Source organism: Alcanivorax sp. (assembly GCF_002726155.1).
GTDB lineage: Bacteria > Pseudomonadota > Gammaproteobacteria > Pseudomonadales > Alcanivoracaceae > Alcanivorax.
The window spans coordinates 35,509-54,732 of record NZ_PBSH01000011.1 but is presented as its reverse complement, the minus strand read 5'-3'; the positions used below and the strand labels follow the sequence as shown (position 1 = coordinate 54,732).

Annotated in this window: 21 protein-coding genes; 10 read left to right on the top strand and 11 right to left on the bottom strand. The window is 57.9% G+C overall.

The features are described 5' to 3' along the window. Position 1: 1 nt before the first annotated feature. Positions 2-499: a hypothetical protein gene (locus CL546_RS04035; protein WP_007148718.1), complete on the bottom strand. Its 498-nt coding sequence runs from the start codon at positions 497-499 to the stop codon at positions 2-4. A 396-nt stretch (positions 500-895) separates the two neighbouring features. Between CL546_RS04035 and CL546_RS04030 the strand changes: the two genes are divergently transcribed. Next, positions 896-1,357 (top strand): LEA/WHy family protein, encoded by a 462-nt coding sequence (locus CL546_RS04030; RefSeq protein ID WP_290493138.1) that lies wholly within the window; start codon positions 896-898, stop codon positions 1,355-1,357. A 47-nt stretch (positions 1,358-1,404) separates the two neighbouring features. Here the strand turns inward: CL546_RS04030 and CL546_RS04025 are convergent, their stop codons facing one another. Continuing rightward, on the bottom strand, positions 1,405-2,415 hold the full coding sequence (locus tag CL546_RS04025; RefSeq protein WP_290493137.1) for an AraC family transcriptional regulator: 1,011 nt from the start codon (positions 2,413-2,415) through the stop codon (positions 1,405-1,407). Positions 2,416-2,518: 103 nt separating this feature from the next. On the opposite strand from CL546_RS04025, the gene CL546_RS04020 reads away from it, so the two are divergent. The 3 genes from CL546_RS04020 to CL546_RS04010 are packed head-to-tail and all read left to right on the top strand — an operon-like array spanning position 2,519 to position 5,681. After that, positions 2,519-3,979, top strand: a complete 1,461-nt coding sequence (locus CL546_RS04020; RefSeq protein WP_290493136.1) for a flavin-containing monooxygenase — start codon at positions 2,519-2,521, stop codon at positions 3,977-3,979. After that, a complete protein-coding gene (locus CL546_RS04015) occupies positions 3,976-4,926 on the top strand; it encodes an alpha/beta hydrolase (RefSeq protein ID WP_290493135.1) in 951 nt (316 codons plus the stop codon). The genes CL546_RS04020 and CL546_RS04015 overlap by 4 nt, the downstream gene beginning before the upstream one ends. After that, complete coding sequence (locus tag CL546_RS04010) at positions 4,923-5,681, top strand: SDR family oxidoreductase (RefSeq protein ID WP_290493134.1); 759 nt, start codon at positions 4,923-4,925, stop codon at positions 5,679-5,681. Before CL546_RS04015 ends, CL546_RS04010 begins: the two co-directional genes overlap by 4 nt. A gap of 6 nt (positions 5,682-5,687) precedes the next feature. Here the strand turns inward: CL546_RS04010 and CL546_RS04005 are convergent, their stop codons facing one another. Then, positions 5,688-6,134 carry a 3D domain-containing protein gene (locus tag CL546_RS04005; protein ID WP_290493133.1) on the bottom strand — a complete coding sequence of 149 codons (447 nt, stop codon included), beginning with the start codon at positions 6,132-6,134 and terminating at the stop codon, positions 5,688-5,690. A 54-nt stretch (positions 6,135-6,188) separates the two neighbouring features. On the opposite strand from CL546_RS04005, the gene CL546_RS04000 reads away from it, so the two are divergent. After that, positions 6,189-7,097: an alpha/beta fold hydrolase gene (locus CL546_RS04000; protein ID WP_290493132.1), complete on the top strand. Its 909-nt coding sequence runs from the start codon at positions 6,189-6,191 to the stop codon at positions 7,095-7,097. A 39-nt stretch (positions 7,098-7,136) separates the two neighbouring features. After that, a complete protein-coding gene (locus tag CL546_RS03995) occupies positions 7,137-7,970 on the top strand; it encodes an SDR family oxidoreductase (protein ID WP_290493131.1) in 834 nt (277 codons plus the stop codon). A 171-nt stretch (positions 7,971-8,141) separates the two neighbouring features. Here CL546_RS03995 and CL546_RS03990 read toward each other — a convergent pair whose 3' ends face one another. From CL546_RS03990 to CL546_RS03980, 3 genes are read right to left on the bottom strand one after another with little or no spacing between them, the layout of a single operon-like run. Further along, complete coding sequence (locus tag CL546_RS03990; protein WP_290493130.1) at positions 8,142-8,723, bottom strand: acyl carrier protein phosphodiesterase; 582 nt, start codon at positions 8,721-8,723, stop codon at positions 8,142-8,144. Next, a complete protein-coding gene (locus tag CL546_RS03985; protein ID WP_290493129.1) occupies positions 8,720-9,346 on the bottom strand; it encodes a GNAT family N-acetyltransferase in 627 nt (208 codons plus the stop codon). The genes CL546_RS03990 and CL546_RS03985 overlap by 4 nt, the downstream gene beginning before the upstream one ends. 49 nt (positions 9,347-9,395) lie before the next feature. Continuing rightward, a complete protein-coding gene (locus tag CL546_RS03980; protein WP_290493128.1) occupies positions 9,396-9,734 on the bottom strand; it encodes a histidine triad nucleotide-binding protein in 339 nt (112 codons plus the stop codon). Positions 9,735-9,951: 217 nt separating this feature from the next. Between CL546_RS03980 and CL546_RS03975 the strand changes: the two genes are divergently transcribed. Next, complete coding sequence (locus tag CL546_RS03975) at positions 9,952-10,860, top strand: 6-pyruvoyl trahydropterin synthase family protein (RefSeq protein WP_290493127.1); 909 nt, start codon at positions 9,952-9,954, stop codon at positions 10,858-10,860. 158 nt (positions 10,861-11,018) lie between these two features. On the opposite strand, the gene CL546_RS03970 is transcribed toward CL546_RS03975, so the two are convergent. Next, positions 11,019-11,966 (bottom strand): LysR family transcriptional regulator, encoded by a 948-nt coding sequence (locus CL546_RS03970; RefSeq protein WP_007150028.1) that lies wholly within the window; start codon positions 11,964-11,966, stop codon positions 11,019-11,021. Positions 11,967-12,272: 306 nt separating this feature from the next. On the opposite strand from CL546_RS03970, the gene CL546_RS03965 reads away from it, so the two are divergent. Further along, entirely contained in the window at positions 12,273-12,545 is a 273-nt protein-coding gene (locus CL546_RS03965; RefSeq protein WP_039926367.1) for an Arc family DNA-binding protein, read from the top strand. A gap of 160 nt (positions 12,546-12,705) precedes the next feature. After that, on the top strand, positions 12,706-13,935 hold the full coding sequence (locus CL546_RS03960; RefSeq protein WP_290493126.1) for a GGDEF domain-containing protein: 1,230 nt from the start codon (positions 12,706-12,708) through the stop codon (positions 13,933-13,935). 115 nt (positions 13,936-14,050) lie between these two features. Here the strand turns inward: CL546_RS03960 and hmpA are convergent, their stop codons facing one another. Then, on the bottom strand, positions 14,051-15,274 hold the full coding sequence (gene hmpA, locus CL546_RS03955) for an NO-inducible flavohemoprotein (RefSeq protein WP_290493125.1): 1,224 nt from the start codon (positions 15,272-15,274) through the stop codon (positions 14,051-14,053). A gap of 89 nt (positions 15,275-15,363) precedes the next feature. On the opposite strand from hmpA, the gene CL546_RS03950 reads away from it, so the two are divergent. Further along, positions 15,364-15,795 carry an RrF2 family transcriptional regulator gene (locus CL546_RS03950; RefSeq protein ID WP_290493124.1) on the top strand — a complete coding sequence of 144 codons (432 nt, stop codon included), beginning with the start codon at positions 15,364-15,366 and terminating at the stop codon, positions 15,793-15,795. 99 nt (positions 15,796-15,894) lie between these two features. Here CL546_RS03950 and CL546_RS03945 read toward each other — a convergent pair whose 3' ends face one another. From CL546_RS03945 to CL546_RS03935, 3 genes are all read right to left on the bottom strand, one after another. Further along, entirely contained in the window at positions 15,895-16,380 is a 486-nt protein-coding gene (locus CL546_RS03945) for a GreA/GreB family elongation factor (RefSeq protein ID WP_290493123.1), read from the bottom strand. Positions 16,381-16,649: 269 nt separating this feature from the next. Further along, the gene (locus CL546_RS03940; RefSeq protein WP_290493122.1) at positions 16,650-17,465 is read right to left on the bottom strand and encodes a M23 family metallopeptidase; all 816 of its coding nucleotides are present in this window, start codon (positions 17,463-17,465) and stop codon (positions 16,650-16,652) included. Positions 17,466-17,528: 63 nt separating this feature from the next. Continuing rightward, positions 17,529-19,115 carry an HD domain-containing phosphohydrolase gene (locus CL546_RS03935; protein WP_290493121.1) on the bottom strand — a complete coding sequence of 529 codons (1,587 nt, stop codon included), beginning with the start codon at positions 19,113-19,115 and terminating at the stop codon, positions 17,529-17,531. Between the last annotated feature and the right edge of the window lie 109 nt (positions 19,116-19,224).

The following is a 19,224-nucleotide window of genomic DNA, read 5'->3' as shown; positions in this document are numbered from 1 at the left end:
CTCAGCGCCAGTCGCGAAAACGGAAACGCGGCTGCTGCTTGGCGGTATCGTCCTCGATATGAAGCTGAACGAAATGGCGGCCGTGATTCTTGTCGAAGTGGCCGGTCACCCCCTGGCGCATTTCCCGCCCGGCAGGCCCGGTGCCAGTGATAAAGGCAGTGAGCTCGTGGTCACCATTCTTCACGTTGGCCAGCGCCAGGCGCTGCACCGCACCGTTTTTCAGGGCGCGGATCTCCTTTTCCGTGTAGAGATGGCTGGTCAGCACTTCGCCATCCAGCTCCAGCGTGATGCTGTCCGGCTGGAAAAAGTGCCCCACATCCAGAGAAACATAAATCCCCACCTGGGTATCGGCGGGGAACAGCAACTCTTCTTCGAGCAATAGCAGGCGTTTATTGACTTCCAGCACGTCACGTTTGAAATCGGCCAGATCCTTGTCCAGCTCGGCCCCGTGCAGCTGGGCTGCGACCAGCATCAACAACAAAATGAATGCGCGGCGCATGTGCGCTCCCCCGGTGTTAGCGTTTATCTACGTTGTTTTCAGATACGTTCTTTTCAGGAAATCTACCATAGCTTGTCGGCTTTGACTGTTGTGATTGTCACAGCCTGCCGGATACAAATTTACGACATCTGGTACTTGCTTTCGCCCCGGCGATCACGCGACTATCGAGAAAGCCGGATGATTCTGTCATTCGGCCCTCGTGCCGGCGGCCCGGTCAGGATGCCGCACCACAGGCGCCCCGCAAGGGGCGCGGTGGTGTGACTGGCGATCGGGCCGTCCGGCACGCATTAATCATCACCCTCCTCCCTGTTCTGCTTCACACTCGCAACTTTCCCGTTATGCTGGCCTCTAACTGGCACGTCGTAGCCCCCTGTGCCCTATGGATGGAGTGAGTAGATGAAAAAAGTGGTTTCCCTGTGGATGGTCATGAGCTTGCTGATACTGAGCGGCTGCCAGAGCCTGGCTGGCCTGGAGTCCCCGGAAGTCAGCGTATCCGGCATTAACCTGAACAGTTTCAACCTGTTCGAGCAGGAATGGGGGCTGACCCTGCGGGCCCGCAACCCCAACGACCGGGAACTCACCCTCAACAGCCTGGATTACGAGATCTACGTTAATGGGGAGAAATTTGCCCGTGGACTGACCAACGAACGCATCACCCTGCCCGCCATGGGCGATGCCCAGGTCACCACCACCATTACCACCAGCCTGCTAAGCAGCCTGCAGCAGCTGCAGAAAATCCAGCAGCGCCAGGACCAGCCATTGCAATACCGGTTGGTCGGCAAGGCACGGGTAGCCGGCGTGCCGATTCCCCTTTCCTTCGACAAGGAAGGCGAAATGACACTACCGGTGATGCCATAGCGCTTGCCGCCCCAAGGAACACAGACCGAGCATGGTCAGGCGGGTTGTCAGTGTTGCTCTCTCAGCTGATGACGAAAGCGGCCGGGGGGCTGCCCGGTCCAGCGCCGGAAGGCGTGATTGAAATTGGCGATTTCGGAAAAGCCCAACCGCTCGCTGATTTCGGCCAGGCTGAGAATACCCAGCAATAACCACTGTTCCGCCAGCATCCGCCGGACTTCATCCAGCAGGACCCGGTAGCTGGTTCCTTCCGCCGCCAGCTGTCTGCGCAATGTCCGACTGGTGATTGTCAGTTCTTCCGCCATGGCTTCCATGTCCGGAAACCGCCCCGGCTGCTGCAACAAGCGCCGGCGCACCCGCGCCGCCACACTGCCCTTGCGGTAGCGCTGCACCAATAACTGATGGCACTGCTCTTCACACAAACGTGCTGTCACCGGATTGGCCTGGGGCAGGGGCATATCCAGCAGGCCTACCGCAAAACGGGCCCGACTGCGGCAGGAATCAAATTGCGGGGCCAGACCGAAAATCGCCTCGAATGGGGCCACCGGACGCGGCGGCAAACGCATCGCCAGCGATGACAGCGGAATACGGCCAGCAAACAATTCTTCCTGAATCATCATCACGGCACTGGCATCCCGCGCCAACAGATACTCACGGACATCATCCGGCACACCACTGTCATCCAGAATCAACATGGCATCATCGCCGTCTTGCTGCAGGGAGATATCCACGAACGCAAAGGTCAGATCCAGGTAGCGCAACCCAAGCTCCACCGCCTGGCGAAAAGTCGGGCTACTCAATAACGCAAAGCCCCAGACCCCATAGCTGCTCAGGTGGTAGCGCTGCCCCATGGCCAGGCCCAGCTCTGCCTCGTTGCCCAGCCCCCGGCACAGGTTGCGCACCACAGTGAGCTCCTGGTCCGCATCAATGGTGCAGTCTGCCTGGCCCAGCATGCCAGGATGAATGCCGGACCCCCGCAGACACGCAGCAACCGGCAGCCCCCGCTCTTCGGCAAAGGCCACCTGCATACGCACGCTGGTAATGGCTCGTTGTACTGTCACCGACAATGTCCGAATTCCACAAATTTCTGTCCCAGAATGCCATAAACAAGGCGTTTATGTATCGCTAGAGTGGAACCTAACGTTATTAACCGGATTGTTTCCCATGCAAGCAACGCACAACGTGGTCATTATTGGCGCCGGCTTCGGCGGACTGGGCATGGCGATTCGCCTGAAAGCCCAGGGGCAAGACGACTTGCTGCTGATAGAAAAAGGGCACGATGTGGGCGGCTGCTGGCGCGATAACACCTATCCCGGTGCCGCCTGTGATGTGCCCTCTCATCTGTATTCGTTCTCCTTTGAACGCCATTACCCGTGGAGCCGCCGCTTCGCGCCGCAGAAAGAGATCCTTGCCTACCAGCAGTACTGCGCGCGCAAGTACGACCTGTATCGCCATATCCGTTTCAACACCGAAGTGGCAGAAGCCCGCTTTATGGATGACGCCGGTTTATGGGAAATCACCCTGACTAACGGCGACATCATCACCTGCCGTGCCCTGATCACCGCCACCGGCCAACTTAACCAACCGGCCTACCCGCCACTGGCCGGCATCGAGGATTTCCAGGGCCCACACTTTCACAGCGCCCGCTGGAATCATGATGAGGACCTCACCGGCAAAACCGTGGCAGTGGTAGGCACTGGCGCCAGCGCCATTCAGTTCGTGCCGGAAGTGGCCAAAGTGGCCGGCAAGGTCAAACTGTTCCAGCGCTCCGCCGCCCATGTGATTGCCAAACCGGACCGCGCCTACAAGAAAGCCGAACACTGGGTATTAAAGAAACTGCCACTGACCCAGACACTGGATCGCATGCGTATTTATGCGGCGAATGAATCCCGTGTACTTGGCTTTACCTCCTTCCAGAAAGCCATGGCGGTCTATGAATGGCTATTCGCCCGGCACCTGAAAAAGCAAATTAGCGACCCGGCGCTGCGTGAAAAACTGACCCCGGATTACCCCATGGGCTGCAAACGCATTCTCATGTCCAACGATTACTACCCAGCGCTGGCCCAAGACAATACCGAGGTGATCAACTACGGCATTGATGCGGTGGACAAGAAAGGCCTTACCGACAGCAGCGGCACCCACCATGACGTGGACGTGATCATTTACGGCACCGGCTTCAAGGCCACCGACTTTCTTACCCCAATGACCATCACCGGCCGCGATGGCGTGGACCTGAATACCGCCTGGCAGGACGGCGCGGAAGCCTACCTGGGCATCACCGTGCGCGGCTTCCCCAACCTTTTCATGCTGTATGGTCCCAACACCAACCTGGGCCATAACTCGATTATCTACATGCTGGAAAGCCAGATTCATTACGTGCAGCAATGCCTGGCCGAAATGGAAGAGCAGAAACTGCATTCGCTGGAAGTGCGCGAAAGCGTGCAGACGCGGTTCAACGATAATGTGCAGCGTAAAATCAGCGACACCGTGTGGGACAAGGGTTGCCACAGCTGGTACAAGACCGAAAGTGGCAAGAACACCAACAACTGGCCCGGGTTCACCTTTGACTACCGCCGCCAAACCCAGCACCTGGAACTCAGTGACTACGAGTACAAATCCCTATGAGCCTGTTTGTTGATCGCATAAGCCGTAGCCAATCGACACTTCAGCAGCTACTGGCCGGCATTCTGCGCCAGTCACTGGCGCTGCTGTTCAAACCTGTCGCCAATCCCCGTTTCAGCTTTGCTGCGCAGCGGCGATGGCTGAACATCATGGCCTACAGCACACTCAAAGCCGGCGGCATTGGCAGCCACGACAGCCCAGTGGGCAAGGTTCCCTGCCGCCACTATCAGCCACTGCATGCACAAAGCACCGTGCTCTACCTGCACGGCGGCGGTTACGTGGCCGGCAGCCCGGACAGCCACAAGGCAATCACCTCGCATCTGGCCAGGTTCGCCAATGCCCACGTGGTGGTACCGGATTACCGATTGGCCCCTGAACACCCCTGCCCCGCCGCCATCGAAGACGCCGTGGCGGTGTACCAGGCCTTGCTGGACAGCGGTGTCAGCCCCACCTCACTCACCTTGATGGGCGACTCCGCCGGGGGCGGATTGGCTTTGGCCACACTGCAGGCGCTGAAAGCCGCCGGCACGCCGCTGCCCTGCGCGACAATCCTGTTTTCCCCCTGGGTGGACCTGACCCTGGGGCAACTTTTCGATACCGACCGGGACATCATGCTCAGCCATGCCTGGCTGGCCAGCGGTGCCTCCGCCTATGCCGGTGATGACACCCGCAACGCTCAATGCTCTCCGCTGTTTGGTGTCCTGAGCGAGCTGCCTCCCACCCTGATCCAGGTCGGCGGCGATGAAATCCTGCTCAATGACAGCCACCGCCTGTGCACCGCACTGAACGAAGCCGGCACACCAGCAAGGCTTCAGGTTCACCCCCAGCGCTGGCACGACTTCCAGTTGCATGCCGGGGTACTGGCGGATGCGGATCAGGCTTTGATGACCTGCGCCCGCTTTATCCACCAACACGCAATGCCTCAGCACGACAAAGGGACCACCCCATGAAGCGCATCCTGATCACCGGCGCCGCCAGCGGCATCGGGCTGGCCACCGCCACGCTGTTTCATAATAAGGGCTGGCAGGTGGGCCTGACCGACATCAATGAAACCGCACTCGCCAGGCTGGCAAAAGCACTGGGTGGCAGCTGGTATCAGCGACTGGACGTGACCGATGCCGGTGCCTGCCAGCAAGCCTGCGAGGCCTTTTCCCGGGGCAAGGGTTTCGACGTGCTGTTCAACTGTGCCGGCATCCTGCGCATGGGGCACTTCGAGGACATCAGTGCCGCCCAGCACAAGCAGATCATCGATATCAATGTCACCGGGTTGATCAACATGACTCTGGCGGCACAATCGCACCTGCAACTACGTACCGAACCGGCAGTGATCAACATGAGCTCTGCGTCCGCGGTCTATGGCGTGCCGCACCTGGCCTCTTATTCTGCCAGCAAGTTTGCCGTGCGGGCGCTTACCGAAGCGCTCAATATCGAGTGGGCCCGCCAGGGCATTCGGGTGGTAGATATCATGCCGCCGTTTGTCAAAACGCCGATGCTGGACGACGCCGAATTCCGCGCCCCGGTGGTGGACCGATTAGGTGTGAACCTGACGGCCGACGACATTGCCGCCAAAGCCTGGCAGGCCGCCAACGAAAACTTGCCAGTGCATAACCCGGTGGGTGGGGTCTTTAAATTCATCAAACTGCTGGACAAGGTATTGCCCAGCGCCTCCACCAAGATGACCATGACCTTTCTCAGCCGGGAATAGTCGGTGTCAGGGTTTCTCCGGCGGCCGGGGAAAACGGATTTTGACCTTGCGGCGGCCCCATTCACGGGCCGCCTGCACATCCTCCCCCATATAGATATCAATCTTGCGCTTCCAGCGCCGGTGCATCTTGTCCTTCACCACCCATACACCCGGCAAGCCCTCCACGGTAACCTCGGTATTATGGGTCAGCCCCAGCCGAATCAGGTCGCGGGACACTGCGATGACCTGCATACCCGGCTCAAGGCGATCCCCCCAGGCGGCCAACGCATGATCGCTGCCCGCCCCCTGCCCGTGTAACGAGTTATAGGCAGACGCCGTTACCGTCAACCCCATCATCGCCACCGCCGGGGCTTTTTCCGCCTCACAACGAGAGACCAGCCCGGTAGTAACCACCAGCACCAGGAAAAAGAACCCCGCATTCACTCGCCGTTGCAACGGCACTGCTACGCTCATGGCATGACTCTCCGTACTTTGCGCTTTTCTCTTATTGTTTTTACCGGGGTGCTGATGTCCGCCTGCAGTGTTTTTTCCGGCAAACAACCAGACACTACCAGTATACCCGACCCCCTCCCCGAAACTGTGCGCGAGTGGGCCCCTGCCGGCACGCCACAGGGGGTCATTCTCGGCCTGCACAGCTTCGGGGATTTCGGTGCCGCGTTTGAACAGCTGGGCCCCTGGTTCGCCGAGGCCGGTTATGTTTTTGTGGCCTATGACCAGGCGGGCTTTGGCGACCGACTGGAGCAGGGACACTGGGCCGGCGAGGCGACACTGGTGCAGGACGCCGTGACGCAAATCCACCGCCTGCACCAGGACTACCCGCAACCCCTGTTTGTGCTTGGCGAAAGCCTGGGCGGCGCCGTAGGCATACTCGCCGCACAACGGGAACCGGACAAGGTGGCAGGGCTAATACTGGCCGCCCCGGCGGTGCGCGAAGGCATTCGCTTTCGTTACGGCTGGAACGCAGCCATCGCCACTGCTGCCACCCTGGCGCCGGGCTACCGCCTCACGGTGGAGCGCGATCCCGACGATCCGACCCTCTCGCCGGCCAGCGCCCAACGCCTGGCCAAGGATCCCCGCGTCATGCGTGAAGTGCGCATGGACGCGTACTGGGGCTTGATCAAGTTGGCGGACAGCGCCAGCGATTCGGCCAGCCAGCTGAACGTACCCAGCCTGCTACTGTACGGGGGCAAGGATCACTCGGTCCCCGAAGCGGGTATTCGCCACCTGCGCGACCATCTGGCGGCGCAAGGCAGTTACCGTTTTTATCCGCAAGGCCCACACCTGCTACTGCAGAGCAAAGAGTGGCAACAGGTCAGTCAGGATATCCTTCAATGGCTCCCCATGACGCAACAGCGGCCACAGGAAAACACCGAAAATGGCCTCACCGGCCCCACTCCAACCTGTGAGGCCTGTTAAGCTGGCGACACACCAACAGGGAAGAAGGGCAAAACGACCATGAGCAAACGCGTACTGATTACCGGCGGTAATTCTGGCATCGGCTTTTGTACCGCCGAGCAACTAGTCGGCCGTGGCGCGGAGGTGATCCTCGCCTGTCGCGACCAGACCAAAGGTCAGGCCGCCGTGGCCAAAATCAAGAATACCCACCCGCAGGCCAAAATACGTTTGTTCGCGCTGGATCTGTCGGACCTTGAACAGGTACGCGATTGTGCAGCCAAGCTCTACCAGGAGCTGGGGCACATTGATGTACTGATCAACAATGCCGGCGTGGTCCCCACCCGGCAGGAATTCACCAAAGACGGTTACGAAATGCAGTTCGGGGTGAATTACCTGGCTCCGGTGCTGTTCACACACCTGATGCTGCCGCTGCTACAGAAAGGCACCCAGCCCCGGATTCTGCACCTGGCTTCGGTGGCTCACTGGCTGGGCCGTATCAACAAGAAAACCTGGAAAGGTCGCAAGCCCTACCTGGTCATGGACGCCTACGGTCAGTCCAAGCTCGCCAATATTCTGTTCAGCAATGTACTGGCCGACCGCCTGAAAGACACCGGCATCACCAGTAATGCCCTGCACCCCGGCGGCGTGGACACACCGATTTTCCGTCATGTGCCCAGCGCCGTCATGGCGCTGATTCGCCCTACGCTCACCACCCCGGAAAAAGCCGCTTCGCTTCCGGTCAGCCTGGCGCTGGACGAACAGTACGCGGATATCAGCGGCGAGTATTTCGCCAATCACAAACCGGCCCTGCGCTCCCCCCGGGCCCGCAACAGCAACCTGGCCGATGAGCTGTATTACGACACCATGGCTGAATTGAATATGCCGGCATTGTGAGCAAAGGACAGCAGCAAGCGACAAGCCACACGCGGCAACACGCCGGAAAGCAAGAAAGGCTCTGAAACAGCAGGGGCCGCGTCCCGAAGGTCAGAACGCGGCCCCTGCTGTTGGAGAAATGCCGCCCTTTATGGCGCTGTGGGCAGCTTGGAGCTTGCAGCCAACCCGTCATCACTCCAGTGCGGCCTCCCTGACCACCGCTTGTAGCTCGGGATAGAACGCCAAGAACCCGGCCTCCAGTGCCTGATAGCGCGGCTCAATTTCCTGGATGATGCCGGCAAAGTCATTGGCAAAGCGGATACGCCCGGCGATCACATCCAGCGCCTGCCCAACCCGCTCCAACTCTCCGTATTGGTTAAGCAGATCATGCTCAATCAGGCGCTCCACCCGCTCACGCATGGGCAGGTGCATCAACGGCAGACCCGCTTGCAGATGTTGGTAATGGCGGATAATGGCTGCGTCCCGGTCATGTCCGTAGAAGGTGGCCCAGTGCTGCCACAGAAAATGATCGAACAACACGTCCAGCGCCACTCCGGCAAAACGACGCCGGCGGGCCGAGAACCCACGGCGTTGCGCCATGACCCAGGGATGCTGGTCGGTGAAGCGGTCCACCAGACGATGATTATCCAGCCCCCGGCGCAGTGGCTCACTCAGCTCGCTGACCACCGCACCGCGCATAAAATCCCCCAGTACATTACCTACCTTGGAAGGCACCGACGGTTGCGCCAGGGTCAAATGGGCCAGGTAATTCACGATGCACCACGGTCCAGTCGGTAACGCAGGTTCTGACGTACGGCCGGCCATTCCTGCTCAAGAATGGAAAACACCACCGTGTCGCGGTACACCCCGTCGGCGGAACGCGTATGGTGGCGCAGCACGCCGTCCTGTTTGGCGCCCAGGCGGGCAATGGCCGTGCGTGAGGCGTGGTTATGCCAGTGGGTTCGCAACTCCACCGCAACGGCATTCAAAGTTTCGAAGGCATGGCCCAGCAGTAGCAGCTTGCACTCGCTATTCACCGCGCTGCGCTGGAAGCGGCGGGCATACCAGGTGTGTCCAAGTTCAAGGCGGCCATTAACCGCATCCACCCGAAAAAAACGGGTACTGCCGATCACCTTGCCACTGGAGCGGTGGCGCACCGCAAAAGGCATATCACCCTGTGCCCGCCCTTGCAAAGCCGTATCGATATAATCCGCCACCGTTGCCGGGGCAGGCACCGTGGTATACCAGAGTCGCCACAACTCGCCATCGGCCGTCGCCTCGGCCAGATCCTCCGCATGGTCTGCGCACAACGGTTCCAGCACTACATGCTCGCCTTCCAGCGTGACCGGTTTTATCCATTGCTCCATTTGCCACCTCTGTACGTCAGGCAATTCCATGCGCTCTCCTGCCGGCGCCCGTCTTACCTGTACCCCGGCGGCGAGAAGATCAGCCCGGCGGCCAGCTGAAGGAACGGCCACCCAGCACATGCACATGCAGGTGGAACACGGTCTGGCTGGCGCCAGCGCCGTTATTCACGTTCAGGCGGAAATCCTCCAGCCCCTCCTGCCCGGCCACCTGACTGGCCACCAACAACAGATGCCCAAGCAATGCCTGATCGGCCTCTTCAGCATCGGACAGCTTGGCAATCGGCTTCTTGGGGATTACCAGAAAATGGGTCGGCGCCTGGGGATTGATATCCCGGAAGGCCAGGCACTGGTCGTCTTCGAAGATGATATCGGCAGGAATCTCCCGGTCGATGATCTTGGAGAAAAGCGTTTCAGCCATAACTGCTCTCGGTTGGGTCAGCGGAAAAGCCACGGCGGAACCCCGTAGCCACGCCACAGCATGTGCACTTTACTGTGCAACTGGTGTGCCCCGGTTCACAGCTACTACGATAACTGCTCGTAAAATGTCCGCAGCAAGCGCTGTGCACCTTAGCGGCAGCCCAGAATAATGGCATTATAGTGACCTGTCGAAACCCATCATTATCAACCGGAACAGCATGGCCACTCTTTTTGTCGAAAATTTAACCGTCGCCGATTTTTCCTACCTGCACCCCAAGCGCGGCATGGTGGGCGAATCCTGGCTGGTGGACCTGGAACTGAGCGGCGATCTGGATGATCAGGGCATGGTCTTCGACTTCGGCCACATAAAAAAGCGCATCAAGCAGATCATTGATGACAGCGTAGATCACCGTCTGCTGGTTCCCGTGGACAATGACCAGGCCACCATCGCCGAACGCGATAACGACACCAGCTTGGAATGGGCATACCGGGGTGGCACCATCCGCATGGTGGCGCCCAGCCAGAGCCTGTTGCTGATGCCCGGTCCGGAAGTGTCCAAGGCCAGCCTGACCTTGTATCTGATGGATCTAATCCAGACCGTCGTACCGGCGAATGTAGCGGAAGTGCGCGTGGTGCTGCGCGAAGAAGACACCGGCACCGCGCCGTTCTACCACTATTCCCATGGCCTGAAAAAACACGACGGCAACTGCCAGCGCATTGCCCACGGCCATCGTTCCAATATTCACATTTTCGAGAATGGCCGGCGCAGCCGTTACTGGGAAAAGCTCTGGGCGGACCGCTGGGAAGACATCTATCTGGGCACGGAAGAAGATCTGGAAGGCACCTACTACATCGATGAAATTCCCCACCACCGGTTCCGCTACGATGCCGAGCAGGGTCATTTCGAGCTGGTAATCCCGGAAGACCATTGCTACATGGTCGACACGGACACCACCGTCGAACAGCTGGCCGCGCACATTGCAGCCCAACTGGCCGATGAAGCTCCCGGCAAGCACTTTCGGGTCCGCGCCTTCGAAGGTGTCGGCAAAGGCGCCATCGCCGAAGCCGGCGAGAACCTGCCCGGGAAAACCCATAGCAGCTGGCTCAGCGGCACATCGGTGATCTGAGAACAAGCTCTTAGCGGCAAGCTTCAAGCTGCAACGCGGGTTAGGCTGGTACTACACGATAGTCGCCCTGCCCGCGAAAGATCAGTTGAAAGTTCAACGTGAAAAGTTGAACAGGAAAGCCGGGAGAGCTTTTCCCGATTCCCCATCCTAGCGTGTAGCTATTCTTCTGCCAGAATTCGCTCTGCCTCTTCCTGAATCAGCCGCCGCAACCAACGGTGTGCCACGTTGTGGTGCAACAGCGAGGACCAGGCCATTTTCAGCTCGAACTCGGGGATATCAAATGGCGGCTGCTTGATCAGCAAACGCTCATTTTGGGCCTGCATGCGCGCCACCCGGCTTGGCAGCGTGGCCACCAAGTCGTTATTCATGGCCAGCAAGGCAGGCATTTGATAATGACGAGTGAAGATGCTGATCTTGCGGCTCTTGCCCAACTGTTCCAGGGCATGGTCAATCCACCCCAGCCCGCCGAGCTTTTCCGGATTCATGCCGAATCCCACGCCAAAACCGGTTTTTGATACCCAGATGTGCTGGGCGGACAGATAGCTATCCAGATCAAAGCCTTCGGCAATGGGGTTATCCCGGTTGAGCAAGCAGGAAAAGGAGTCTTTCCAGAGGCTTACCTGGTGAAATGAGCCCGGGATTTCGTTAAAGCGATTCACTGCCATATCCACCCGGCCCTGCTCCATGTCCTGGTAGCTCACGTCCGACGGGGTCAGGAAATCCAGCACCACATTGGGCGCCTCGGCGCGCAGGCGACGAACAATATGGGGCACCAGAGTCGCTTCCGCATAATCACTGGTCATGATCCGAAACACCCGGCGACTGTCCGCCGGCTGGAACACGTCCTCGGGGGTGAACAATTGCTCCGCCTGGGACAGAATTTGCCGCACCAACGGCCGCAGCTCCTGTGCGCGTTCCGTCGCCGTCATGCCGTCACTGGTACGGATCAGCAAAGGATCACCAAATAACTCGCGCAACCGTTTCAGCGAATTACTCATCGCCGGCTGGGTAATCCCCAGCTGCTCCGCCGCTCGGGTCACATTCTGCTCACGCAGAAGCACATCCAGATACTTGAGCAGATTCAGATCTGCCGCACCAATATTCATTTTATGAATAGCCACTCATGCCCACATCAACAGGATCAATTCTAGCACTGGCTGATCCTCACTGGCACCGTGCACCAGATCACAAGTCCATGACGTTTCTCTGTGTAAAAAAAACTTTTACGCATTTGAGTGTTAACCGTGTCTCTATTTCGCCATTACTGGCATGTTGCCAGTATCGCCTGGAGGCAAAAAAATGCGTAAGGTCTGAAGCTTGTGTCCAGATAACAGCACAGCCTGCTCTGTTGTCATAGGCCGGCAAGCCTTTCTCGCCAGCCCCATGTAAGCAGGCGTGATTCAGAGGTTACTATGACAAGCAACGCAACCACGCGAACCGAGAAGTTCGTGGTTCGTTTTCCCTGCGGTATGCGAAACGAGGTCGCGGAAGCGGCCAACCACAGCCATCGCAGCATGAACGCGGAAATTATTGCCCGGTTGGAACATAGCCTGAAGAACTGGCCGCATACCCTGCCCCACGGCGAAGCAGCGGTGCCGCAAGGCAACGAAGAAGCCTTCCTGCTGGAACGCTTTCGCCAACTCCCTCAAGGGAAACAGCAGGCACTGTTAGCGCTTTTGGATTAGATTAACTCTGCCGGGCTAACCACAGCTGCCCTTTTGTCCTTACAATACACCGCTGGCCACGTGCCCATTATCGATATGACAGTACTTTGCACTATGATGTAGTGCATGCTGCTCACGCACGCAGTCACCGATTCATGGACTGAAAGGAGCCTCTACGGCCGTGACCGCAAACCAGAACCATACCCCACTGCCAACCGGCAACGATATTACGTTACCGTGGCACCTTCGCCTGCCCAAACCGCTGGAAAAGGATTTTCGCCTCTATTTCCGGGCAAGCGTGGCCAAAGTCATGCCCTGGGCGCTGGCACTGGTGGCGTTCCTGATTGTCTCCGCCATGTTTATCGAGTCACGCATTTCTCCCGACGTTCTCAACATTTCCTGGCGCCCACGCCTTTTCACCTTGATGCTCACCGGCGGCTGTCTGGTATTAATCCGCAAGCCCCAATGGCGCAACTGGCTTCATGAAGCCACGCTGATACTGGCATTCGCCATTGCCCTTACCGGCAATTATCTGGGCGCCATTGTCGATCACCCCTTGGCGTACACTTTCTTCTTTCACACCCCTCTGGCCATCCTGATGATCTGCATCCTGATACGGGTGCCATTCTATTCCGCACTGGTGAGTTCAGTGATCATGATTGGCTGCATGGTTTTCAGCCTGCAGCTCGGCTCCAGCCGCCATCCCTTTGAACCATCCACCCTGGTATTGGTATCACTGGCCTTTGCGAGCATGAGCCTGTTTGGCCAATACGTGTACGAGCGACTGTTGCGACAGCACTTCCTCTCCGAACATGTACTGTTCCAGCACAGAAACGAATTACACTCCGCTAATCTAGTACTGGAAAACCAGGCCACCGTCGACGGCATGACCGGCTGTATCAATCGCCGGGGAATGGAAAGCCGCCTGAGCCACCTCTATCACAAGCTGAATCAGAACAACCCGGATGCGCCAGAACGTATTACCCTGATGTTGTTCGACATCGATTTTTTCAAACAGTACAACGATACCTATGGCCACCCGGCCGGCGATGAATGCCTGAAAAAAGTGGCGGGCGTCCCTCTGGGAATGGTGCAAAGCGATACCGATTTCGTAGCCCGCTACGGTGGCGAGGAATTTGTCATTACCCTGACTGACTCCAGCTTCAACGATGCGCTGGTTTTCGCTGAGCGCATGCGTAACCGGGTCGAGCAACTTGGCCTTCCCCACAGCGGCTCCCGGGTCAGCCAGGTAGTCACCATCAGCGTTGGCGTCGCCTGCTCGGACGGTACCGCCGCAGACGGTGCCCAGCTCTTGAAAATGGCTGATGAAGCGCTATATCAGGCAAAAGGTGCCGGGCGAAACCGGGTAGCAATGATGAGCAATCAAGGCGTAGTGGAGATGCTGAATTAGTGGATAGTTGAACTGGCTATGGCATGCCGGTGCCATTAACCGCTGTCGGCGAACAACAAGAGGCCGTGCTCGATGAGCGCGGCCTCTTCCGTTAGCAGCCCGGCGCTGCAGACACTCAAGCGGCAAGCCCTTCTGCCGGACCGAAGAACTCGTAATGGATATCCGCATCGTCCACGCCTTTTTCCTGCAGCACGCCATACAGGGCCTTCAGCATGGGCACCGGGCCACAGAAGTAATACTCTGCGCGACGCTCTCCCACCAACTGATCCAGCAATGCACGATCCAGAAACCCGGTGCTGTCAAAACCACCTTTCGCCTTATCCTGGGCAGACGGCTCGCTGTAACGAACATGACAATGCAAATTTTCATGACTGTCCGTCAGCATTTGCAGTTCCGAAGCAAAAGGCCGAACGGCTCCATTCACGGCACACTGGATAAATATCACTTCACGCCCCTTCTGCTGAGCCAGCGCCCCATGCAGCATGGAAAGCAGCGGCGTAATTCCCACACCACCAGCAACCAGCACCAGCGGCACGCCGTCACCCGCAGAGTCAGCCAGGGTAAACTCGCCACAGGGAGGCGCCACTTCGACAACCTCCCCTTCCTGGATATGCTCATGGATATAACCTGAACACACACCATGGGGCGCCGCGTCAGCGGGAGCCAGCTCCCGTTTCACGCTGATTCGATAATGGCTTTCCCCCGGCGCGCAGGAGAGGCTGTAGTTACGCATTACCGGCTGACCACCGGGCGGCGTCACCCGTACGGTAATGTACTGGCCGGGCTGGTGCGGCTGCAGGGCCTCTCCATCCTGGCGAGCCAGGTAAAGGGAAATGATATTCTCACTTTCCATCTCACGACGGGCAACGACAAAAGGCTTGAAGCCCTGCCAACCGAACGCATCCTGCTGATGCTGATACAACGCCCCTTCACGGCCAATAAAGATGTCTGCCAACGCCCCGTAAGCCGCCGCCCAGGCATCAACGATCTCCGACGTTTCATCAACTCCAAGCACCTCCTGAATAGACGCTAGCAGGTTTGCGCCAACAATCGGATAGTGCTGCGGCTGAATTCCCAGGGAAACGTGCTTCTGAGCAATCAATTCCACCGCATCCGCCAGTGCCGCCGGGTTATCAACGTGCTGTGCATAGGCACAAATAGCCCCTGCCAGAGCTCGCTGCTGGGTTCCAGCCTGCTGATGGGCCGGATTAAAAAAGGGCCGCACCTCCGGGTTCTCCCGGAACATACGTGCATAGAAATGCCGGGTGAGTGCCTCTCCGTTTTCCTGAAGAACAGGAACGGTTTGTTGAATAACAGCCAATTGGTTCTGCGTAAGCACGGCGTGACTCCCGTTGATGACATTAATAGGTATTTTACATACCTCTTTCAAAGAGGCATATTAGATACTCATTTAATGCGGGTCAAGCCATGCAACTCACAACACATACGGATTACGCCCTGCGGGCCCTAATCTATCTCACCCTCCGGCGTAACGAGCACCCGGCCACTGTCCAGGAAATTGCCGATGCGTATCACATCTCCAACAACCACGTGGCCAAGGTCGCACAGACACTGGTGCAGTTGGATTATGTGCAAAGCTTGAGAGGGCGAGGGGGCGGCCTGGTGATGGCGAAATCCGCGAAAGAGATCAATGTAGGGGTGCTGGTTAGGCAAACAGAAAATCTCAAACTGCTGGACTGTTTTGGCACGGAATCGTCATGCCCAATAGATCCCGCCTGCAAGCTGAAGCAGGCACTGGGACAGGCACAGACAGCTTTTCTGCAGGCGCTGGATCAGTACACCCTGGCAGACTTGACTGGCAACACTGATGAACTTCGCATCCTGCTAAAACAGGCTTAAATCAGGGCGCGCAAGGCGCCCTGTCGTCATTATTTACTGGCTCTTTTTTCCCGCCGCTTCTCTTTCAGGGTTTTCTGCGGCTTTTTCTTCACTTTTTCCTTACTCATAACGATTTCCTTTCAAACAGGTTTCATATTCTCCGTCTTGTCTTACGGTGAAACATGCAAGGTATGACCCTCCCTCTCTATTTGAAACATTCATTTTTTCTGCTGCTTTTTTCACCTTCAGCAACAGATACCGGTGCCCATGGCCAAGGAAACTCACATTAACCACTGCTCCGGGCAAGGCTCCCAGCAAAGCAGCGCCCAATGGAGAAAGCACAGAAATGTCCTTGTCCCCCAGGGATCGCTTTCCCGCTTCTGCCAACGTGAAGGACATCTGCTCTTCATCTTCAAAACTGAACAAGGAAACACGGTCGCCCACCGCTGCCGCAGTCAGCTCACACTCCACTCCACGCAACATCTCTATTTTCTCCATCACGAGCATCAGCCGGACCGGCGACAGGAAAAACAGGGGATTTTTTGCTAAATAGCGTTTTCCATAGCCATAGCGACACAACGACAAACGCTCCATAAGCGCAGCCATAACCGTTCACCAGATTGATATAAAAAAGGGATATCGAACGATGTCGACAACGGGAAAAAAGCCGGACGGCTTCCGCCCGGCTTAAACCGGAAAGGTGGGGAGAAAATCCATCCAGAGGGAGAAAAGATAAAACACAGCAGCGTTCCTACATTGATATTCAACCAACTATAGAGGCAACCATAGCCGGAATAATAAATATAGCAAGAGCACCCCGGCGAGGGCCTCTATCTTGAGCATTTAGCACCCGGGGAACGACAACAACGCACCCTTCATTCTTTCATCGGCGGCACCACCGTGACCGGGTCCAGCTTGACCTCGAACCAGTTCAGACGCCAATCAAGGTGTGGCCCGGTCGCGCGGCCAGAAGCGCCCACTTTCGCCACCGGGTCGCCCTGCTTCACCGTCTGCCCGTTTTTCACCAGCACTTCGCTAAGATGGATCATGGTGGAAGAGACGCCGTAACCATGATCCATGATCAGGGTACCGCCGGAGTAGTAGTTATTCTGCTGTACCAGTGTCACCACCGCATCCGCTGGCGCCACTACCAAGGTACCCGTGGGCCGAGCTACATCCACGCCGTAGTGCGGCCGACCTGGCTTGCCGTTATAGACCCGCTGACTGCCATAGACGCCGCTGATCCGCCCGGTGAGTGGCCACTGAAAATCGCTGAGAAAAGCCATCAGATCAGAATCGGTATCCCGCGCTGTTTTGATCTCGGCCACCTCTCGACGGATGCGCTTGAGCACCGCTTCCGGTGGCGGCTCGACCGTGCGCTTGGGCACGCCCTCAATACGCTGAATCGCATACTCACGCTTTTCCAGCGTCACCGACACCTGTTGCTGTTTATCGTTTTTCTCCAGCACCAGTGTTTGTTGCAGATCGGCATCACGCCCTACCCCCACAACGAAAAAACCCGCATCGGAGGTGCGCACTGCCCGGTCGCCCAGCTTGACCGCCACACCCTTTTCCACCTGCCCACGCAACAAGGAACCCTGAGTACGCGGCCCTTCCAATGACAACAGCCAATCGCTGGCCATGGACAACGAAGACAACAGGCAAAGCAGGAAAAAACAAGGAATACGCACAGAAAACCTCAAAGACTAATGGGCCTATGGTTCTGCAGGAGTCGCGCGCCTGCAGAAAAAACATCACAAAAACGCGCTGCCATCTTCCACATCCAGTTGCACCGGGTCCAGATGCATCTCGCCATATTGACGCCACACCCGCGAGCGGATGAACAGCTGATAGAGATCCGGATCCAGGTGGTCGTTGTCGCGCATGCGCTGCATGATGCCCAGCGCTTCACTGAGTTTCAGCGGTGTTTTGTAGGGACGCTCCTTTGCTGTAAGCGCTTCGAACACATCAGCGATGGCCATGATGCGGGCAGGAATCGACATCTGGTCGCGGGTCAGGCCGAGCGGGAAGCCCGTGCCATCCATTTTTTCATGGTGGCCGCCAGCGTATTCCGGTACCCGCTGCAGTTTGCGCGGGAACGGCAATGAACCCAGCATATCCAGCGTCACATCCATGTGGCCGTTGATGATCTTGCGCTCCTCCGGGGTCAGAGTGCCGCGCGGAATGCACAGGTTGTACACCTCATCATCGCTGAGCAATGGTTTTTTCTGACCCCAGGCATCAGTCCAGCTACGCGCGGCTATCTCTTTTACCCGCTGCTGATCGACGTCGGCCATGGCCTCGCCGCCCCGGTTAATCCGCTCCAGAAACGCCAGCTCTTCCTTCAAGGCATCAATGGACTCTTCCATCCGCTGCCGGTGGGACGGCTCTTCTGCCGGTTTCAGCAAACAGTCTTTTTCGTAGCGAAACTGGATTTCTGCCCGCAGAGCAGCAAAGCGGCTGGCCACTTCATCAATCCGATCGTGCAATGTGTGCAGTTTGGTGGACTTGTCCAACACCGAATCCGGGGTGGCCAGCTTGCCGCAGTCATGCAGCCAGGCGGCCACGTGCAGCTCGTACCAGCCCTCTTCATCCAGCGAGAAATCCGGGAACAATGCCTGATCATCACAGGTGGCCTGGGCCAGCATTTCGGTGATGACCGGCACCCGCTGACAATGCGCACTGGTATGGGGGCTTTTCGCATCAATGGCCTGGGCCAGCACTTTGATAAACGCGTCCAGCAAGTCCTTGAGTTCCTGCACCTGGCTGAGATTGCTCAAGGCAATCCCGCCGTAGGTCAGCAGGGACTGGAAAATCAGGTGCCCATGCTCACCCAGACGTTGCAGATTGCGGGGCACCGCTTTGTCGTAAGCCAGTTGCAACACACCGGTGACCAGGCCTTCGTGGTTATACAGTGGCCAGAGCTGCACGCCTTTGGCCTGCGGGGCCAGTGCCGCCAGCAATGCCTGATCCGCCTCATTGAGGGATGTTTGCGTCAATGCCACGGTGAGGGGCTCACCGGCGGCGAAACACTGCTCCACAATACCAGCGGCGCCATCAGCCTCATCGGCTAATGGGCGGAACCACTGTGGTGCCTCCTTTACCGCATCACTTTCACCGGTCCCATCGCGACACAGGCAGTTCAGCCCGGCCCGGGGGCGGCCATCGGTATACAACCATACCCAGCCCGTGTCTGCATGGCACAGGTAGAGTACTTCTTTGAGCAGCGCATCAAGCAGACGGGGTACATCTTTCTGCTCACTCAGATGCTGTGCTACCCGCAACAGTCTGGGCAACTGCGCGTTGTCTGCCATCTGTTGCGTCTGTGAGGGTGTCATCATGGGCTATCCAGCTCCATCGGGTTCATCCTTGGACTCTCATTGTCATCTATCCCTGCATCCCCGCCCCAAGCATAGGCGGGCGCCCGGAAACAGGCAAAATTCTGTGCCA

Excerpts from the sequence above, each read along its gene's own strand:
- CL546_RS04035 (WP_007148718.1), bottom strand. The coding sequence starts at position 499 with ATGCGCCGCGCATTCATTTTGTTGTTGATGCTGGTCGCAGCCCAGCTG.
- CL546_RS04030 (WP_290493138.1), top strand. The coding sequence starts at position 896 with ATGAAAAAAGTGGTTTCCCTGTGGATGGTCATGAGCTTGCTGATACTG.
- CL546_RS04020 (WP_290493136.1), top strand. The coding sequence starts at position 2,519 with ATGCAAGCAACGCACAACGTGGTCATTATTGGCGCCGGCTTCGGCGGA.
- CL546_RS04015 (WP_290493135.1), top strand. The coding sequence starts at position 3,976 with ATGAGCCTGTTTGTTGATCGCATAAGCCGTAGCCAATCGACACTTCAG.
- CL546_RS04010 (WP_290493134.1), top strand. The coding sequence starts at position 4,923 with ATGAAGCGCATCCTGATCACCGGCGCCGCCAGCGGCATCGGGCTGGCC.
- CL546_RS04005 (WP_290493133.1), bottom strand. The coding sequence starts at position 6,134 with ATGAGCGTAGCAGTGCCGTTGCAACGGCGAGTGAATGCGGGGTTCTTT.
- CL546_RS04000 (WP_290493132.1), top strand. The coding sequence starts at position 6,189 with ATGTCCGCCTGCAGTGTTTTTTCCGGCAAACAACCAGACACTACCAGT.
- CL546_RS03995 (WP_290493131.1), top strand. The coding sequence starts at position 7,137 with ATGAGCAAACGCGTACTGATTACCGGCGGTAATTCTGGCATCGGCTTT.
- CL546_RS03985 (WP_290493129.1), bottom strand. The coding sequence starts at position 9,346 with ATGGAATTGCCTGACGTACAGAGGTGGCAAATGGAGCAATGGATAAAA.
- CL546_RS03980 (WP_290493128.1), bottom strand. The coding sequence starts at position 9,734 with ATGGCTGAAACGCTTTTCTCCAAGATCATCGACCGGGAGATTCCTGCC.
- CL546_RS03975 (WP_290493127.1), top strand. The coding sequence starts at position 9,952 with ATGGCCACTCTTTTTGTCGAAAATTTAACCGTCGCCGATTTTTCCTAC.
- CL546_RS03970 (WP_007150028.1), bottom strand. The coding sequence starts at position 11,966 with ATGAATATTGGTGCGGCAGATCTGAATCTGCTCAAGTATCTGGATGTG.
- CL546_RS03965 (WP_039926367.1), top strand. The coding sequence starts at position 12,273 with ATGACAAGCAACGCAACCACGCGAACCGAGAAGTTCGTGGTTCGTTTT.
- CL546_RS03950 (WP_290493124.1), top strand. The coding sequence starts at position 15,364 with ATGCAACTCACAACACATACGGATTACGCCCTGCGGGCCCTAATCTAT.
- CL546_RS03945 (WP_290493123.1), bottom strand. The coding sequence starts at position 16,380 with ATGGCTGCGCTTATGGAGCGTTTGTCGTTGTGTCGCTATGGCTATGGA.
- CL546_RS03935 (WP_290493121.1), bottom strand. The coding sequence starts at position 19,115 with ATGATGACACCCTCACAGACGCAACAGATGGCAGACAACGCGCAGTTG.